The following is a 5,191-nucleotide window of genomic DNA, read 5'->3' on the forward strand; positions in this document are numbered from 1 at the left end:
GTCCGGGGGCGCCGGGTCCGCGGAGGCCGCCTCCGCGGGGGCGGAGTCCTTGTCAGGGGGCTCGTCGTCGGCCTTGCCCAGGCGCGTGCCGTCGATCTGGAGGCCGCGCGCGGCCAGCACCACGGCCAGGACGCCGCCGCAGACGATCGCCGAGTCGGCCAGGTTGAAGACCGGGTAGTGCGGCAGCTCGATCCAGTCCACGACGTGGCCCTTGAGGGGCGCCGGGGCGCGGAACAGCCGGTCGATGAGGTTGCCGATCGCGCCGCCGAGCAGCAGGCCCAGGCAGACGGCCCAGGGCAGGCTCCGCAGGTTGCGGGCGGTGCGCAGGATGGCCGCGACCACACCGCACGCGATCACCGTGAAGACGATCGTGTAGCCGGTGCCGATCGAGAAGGCCGCGCCGCTGTTGCGGGTCTCGCGCAGCGTCACGAGCCCGCCGAGCAGCCGGATCGGGTCCTCGTTCTGCAGCGTCGCCACGACGATCGTCTTGGACAGGATGTCGACGGCGAGCGCGGCCAGGGCCACGGCGATCAGCACGCCGACGCGGCGCGGCCGAGGAGATCCCGTGGATTCCTCGGCCCCGCCCTCTGGGTTCGTTGAGTCGCTCAGCGACGTTCCTCGCGTTGTTTGCATGTCACACACAGGGTCGCACGCGGAAAGACCTGGAGGCGCGCCTTGCCGATCGGCTTGGCGCAGGACTCGCAGATCCCGTACGTGCCGGCGTCCATCCGCTGGACGGCCCGCTCGATCTGGGCGAGCAGGTCCTGCGAATTGTAGGACAACGCCAGCTCGTGCTCGCGCTCGTAGGTCTTCGCGCCCGCGTCGGCCTGGTCGTCGCCGGCGCCCTCGCTGGTGTCGCCCTCGGCGATGTGGCTGGCGGACGCGGCGATCTCGGCGCGCAGGGCGGCGATCTGCTCCTCCAGCCCGGCCCGCACCTCGGCGAGCTCGGCGGCGGTCCAGTGGCCCTCCCCCTCGCGGACGGGCAGCTCCGCCGCCTTCGAGGAGGCCCGCGCGGCCTTGCCGCCGGTGAGCGCCTTGCCGGTGCCCCGGGCCTTCTTGCCGGAGGGCGTCTTGCCCCTCCCCGCGCCGGCCATGTCGGCCTCCCTCGCGCTGATCGCCTCGACGGGCAGTGCGGGCAGCATAGGTCCCCTTTCACGGGCACGGTGAACGACCTGCGTCTGTTACCGACCGCTTATGCCCGGTGCCCGAGCGTGCGGAAACCACAGAGATCGCAGAATCTCGTCAAGAAACGGCGCCGGACCCTCCGGGCGGGCGGGACGATAACCGGAAGAGGAACCGTCCCGCTTGCGTTAGAGTCGGGGCGAGCAGTCGTATCGGCAGGCTTTGATGGGGACACCTGCCGCCGCACGCAGCCATGAGCGACCCGGGGACGGTGCGAGCCCGGGGGCGAGCCCGGCGGTCTGATCACCCCGGAGCCGCCGGAAGAACCGCCCCGGACCCCGCGTCCGCGGCCAAGTAGACCCGGTGGCCGAGACTCGAACGAAGCGGACCGTGCCGTTCCGGCGCGGTCAAGGAGGGTGGTACCGCGGGATCCCGTCCGGACGATCCGGGCAGTGTCTCGTCCCTCCGGTCCACGTGCAGTACACGTCGATCCGGAGGTCCGCATCGTGAGCCGAGGTTTTCGGCCCCTGCCCGCGCAGGTCGATCTGCCCGCCATGGAGCGGGACCTGCTGCGCCGCTGGGAGGAGAGCAAGGTCTTCGAGCGGTCGCTGGAGCGCACCGCGTCCGGCCCCCGGTGGGTGTTCTACGAGGGGCCGCCCACCGCCAACGGCATGCCCGGCGTGCACCACGTCGAGGCCCGCGTCTTCAAGGACGTCTTCCCGCGCTTCAAGACCATGAAGGGCTACCACGTCCCCCGCAAGGCGGGCTGGGACTGCCACGGGCTGCCCGTCGAGGTGGCCGTGGAGAAGGAGCTCGGCCTCACCGGCAAGAAGGACATCGAGGAGTACGGCGTCGCGGAGTTCAACGCCCGCTGCCGCGAGTCGGTGCTGCGCCACGTGGACGCGTTCGAGGAGATGTCCGAGCGGATGGGCTTCTGGGTCGACACGGCCCAGGCGTATCGCACGATGGACGCCGAGTACGTCGAGGCCGTGTGGTGGTCCCTGAAAGTCATCTTCGACAAGGGCCTGCTGTTCCGCGACTTCCGCATCACGCCGTACTGCCCGCGCTGCGGGACGGGCCTGTCCGACCACGAGCTGGGCCAGCCCGGCGGGTACGAGACGGTCTCCAGCCCGTCGGTGTACGTGCGGATGCCGGTGGCGTCCGGCCCGCTCGCCGAGCTGGGCGCGTCCCTGCTCATCTGGACGACGACGCCGTGGACGCTGGTGTCCAACACCGCCGTGGCCGTCCACCCGGAGGTCGTCTACGTCGCGGCCCGCCCGGCGGGTTCCGACGAGGTGCTGGTGGTGGCGGAGCCGCTGCTGGAGCAGGTCCTCGGAGAGGGCGCCGAGCGGCTCGCCTCCTTCCAGGGCACCGAGCTTGAGCGGACCGCCTACCGGCGCCCGTTCGACCTGGTCGACATCCCGGACGCGCACTACGTCGTGCTGGGCGACTACGTCACCGTCGAGGACGGCACCGGCCTGGTCCACCAGGCGCCCGCGTTCGGCGGCGACGACATGACCGTCTGCAAGCGCTACGGCATGCCGATCGTCAACCCGATCGGGCCGGACGGGCGGTTCCTGCGCGAGGTGCCGCTGGTCGGCGGGAAGTTCTTCAAGGACGCCGACGAGCCGCTGACCGACGACCTGCGCGCGCGCGGGCTGCTGTTCCGCGGCGGCCACTTCGAGCACAGCTACCCGCATTGCTGGCGCTGCCACACCCCGTTGCTCTACTACGCGCTCCCCGCCTGGTACATCCGCACCACGGAGATCAAGGACCGGCTGCTGGAGGAGAACGACAGGACCAACTGGTTCCCCGAGACGGTCAAGACGGGCCGGTACGGGGAGTGGCTGCGCAACAACGTCGACTGGTCGCTGTCACGCAGCCGCTACTGGGGCACGCCGCTGCCGCTGTGGGTGTGCGACGAGGACCACGTCACCTGTGTGGGCTCGCTCGAAGAACTGGGTGAACTGGCCGGAAGCGACATGTCCGCGCTCGACCCGCACCGTCCGTACGTGGACGACGTCACGTTCGCGTGCCCCGGCGACACGGCATCGGGCACGTGCGGATCGGAGGCGCGGCGGGTACCGGACGTGATCGACGCCTGGTACGACTCGGGCTCGATGCCGTTCGCCCAGTGGGGCGCGCCGCACCGCAACAAGGAGGTCTTCGAGAGCTCCTACCCGGCGCAGTACATCTGCGAGGCACAGGACCAGACGCGCGGCTGGTTCTACTCCCTCATGGCCGTCGGGACGCTCGTGTTCGACAGGTCGTCCTACGAGAACGTCCTGTGCCTGGGGCTGATCCTCGCCGAGGACGGCCGCAAGATGAGCAAGCACCTCGGCAACGTGCTGCGCCCGATCCCGCTCATGGACGAGCACGGCGCCGACGCCGTCCGCTGGTACATGCTGGCGAGCGGGCTGCCCTGGGCCGCCCGCCGGGTCGGCCACGGCGCCCTGGAGGAGATCGTCCGCAAGGTGCTCCTCACGTACTGGAACACCGCCTCGTTCTTCGTCCTCTACGCCAACGCGGCACAGGCCCAGGGCCGGGCATGGACGCCGGACCGGCTGGCCGAGGCGCCGGCCCCGGCCGACCGTCCGCTGCTGGACCGCTGGGCGCTGGCCGAGCTGCACCGCACGGTCGGCGAGGTCGACACCGCGCTGGAGCAGTTCGACACCGCGCGCGCGGGACGGCGCCTGGCCGAGTTCGTCGACGACCTGTCCAACTGGTACGTGCGGCGGTCCCGCCGCCGGTTCTGGGAGGGCCCGGAGAGCGCCGAGGGCGCGTCCGCGTTCGCGACGCTCTACGAGTGCCTGGAGACCCTGACGCGCCTGATGGCGCCGATGGTGCCGTTCGTGACCGACCACGTCTGGGACGTGATCCGTCCCGAGGACGGCCCCGAGTCGGTGCACCTCGCCGACTGGCCCACCGTGCGGGACGATCTGCTCGACGCCGGCCTGAGCGCGCAGATGGGGCTCGTCCGGCGGCTGGTGGAGCTCGGCCGTTCCGCGCGCGCCGCCAGCGGCGTCCGGACCCGCCAGCCCCTCGGCCGCGCCCTGGTCGGCGCGCCCGGCTGGGCGGCGCTGCCGGCGCAGCTGCGCGGCCAGATCGCCGAGGAGCTGAACGTGCTGGCCTTCGAGGAGCTGTCCTCGATCGGCGGCGACCTGGTGGAGTACGAGGTCAAGCCCAACTTCCGGGGGCTCGGCAAGCGGTTCGCCAAGGACACCCCGAAGGTGGCCAAGGCGATCACCTCGGCCGACCCGGCGGCCCTCGTGCACACGCTGCGCGACGGCGGCGCGGCCGCGGTGGAGGCCGCCGACCTCGGCACCGTCCGGCTGGCGGCCGACGACGTGATCGTCACCGAACGGCCCCGCAGCGGCTGGGCGGTGGAGAGCGCCGCGGGCGAGACCGTCGCGCTCGACCTCACGGTCACGCCGGAACTGCGCCGCGCGGGCCTGGCGCGCGAGGCCGTCCGCCTCGTCCAGGAGGCCCGCAAGGCCGCCGGGCTGGACGTCACCGACCGCATCGAGCTGTGGTGGGAGGCCGCCGGGGACGACCTGGCCGAGGCCCTGCGCGCGCACGGCGCCGAGGTCGCCGCCGAGGTCCTCGCCACCTCGGTCGCCGAGGGACGTCCCGACGGCCTCGACGCGGGCCGCGACGACGAGCTGGGCCTGAGCTACTGGCTCCGCAAGGCGTGACGGGACTTCGCGATGACCGCGTCCGGCACTCCACCGGACGCGGTCATCGCGCAGAACCGTCCCCCAGGGTCTTTTTCGCGACACATCGCGTTTGCGATGATGAAGGGGTGAACCTTCCCGAGCAGCCCTCCGACACCTCCTCCCCCGCGCCCATGCGCGCATCGGACGCCGACCGCGACCAGGTCGCCGACCGCCTCCGCGAGGCCCTGGCCGAGGGCCGCATCACGCCGGAGGAGCACGCCGAGCGCATCGACGTCGTCTACAACGCCAAGACCTACGCCGACCTGGAACCCGTCCTCGCCGACCTGCCGTCCGAGCGTCCGCGGGTGGACATGCGCAAGGAGGACCCCCTCCCGCCGCCTCCCCCGCAGTCG

4 protein-coding genes are annotated in these 5,191 nt (G+C 72.1%); 2 read left to right on the top strand and 2 right to left on the bottom strand.

What is annotated here, in order from left to right:
- Window positions 1-537: signal peptidase II (lspA, locus tag E1298_RS43845; protein WP_243726211.1), on the bottom strand; the 537-nt coding region annotated here is incomplete at its 3' end.
- Between the two features lie 68 nt (window positions 538-605).
- Window positions 606-1,094 carry a TraR/DksA family transcriptional regulator gene (locus tag E1298_RS43850; protein WP_424923216.1) on the bottom strand — a complete coding sequence of 163 codons (489 nt, stop codon included), beginning with the start codon at window positions 1,092-1,094 and terminating at the stop codon, window positions 606-608.
- Between the two features lie 534 nt (window positions 1,095-1,628).
- On the opposite strand from E1298_RS43850, the gene ileS reads away from it, so the two are divergent.
- Window positions 1,629-4,817 (top strand): isoleucine--tRNA ligase, encoded by a 3,189-nt coding sequence (gene ileS, locus E1298_RS43855; RefSeq protein WP_131903294.1) that lies wholly within the window; start codon window positions 1,629-1,631, stop codon window positions 4,815-4,817.
- A gap of 152 nt (window positions 4,818-4,969) precedes the next feature.
- The coding region (locus E1298_RS43860; protein WP_131903295.1) for a DUF1707 SHOCT-like domain-containing protein at window positions 4,970-5,191 on the top strand (222 nt) is incomplete at its 3' end.

This window comes from Actinomadura rubrisoli (genome assembly GCF_004349215.1).
GTDB lineage: Bacteria > Actinomycetota > Actinomycetes > Streptosporangiales > Streptosporangiaceae > Spirillospora > Spirillospora rubrisoli.

What these genes read in the sequence shown, in the direction of transcription:
- E1298_RS43850 (WP_424923216.1), bottom strand. Translation starts at nt 1,094, where the DNA reads ATGGCCGGCGCGGGGAGGGGCAAGACGCCCTCCGGCAAGAAGGCCCGG.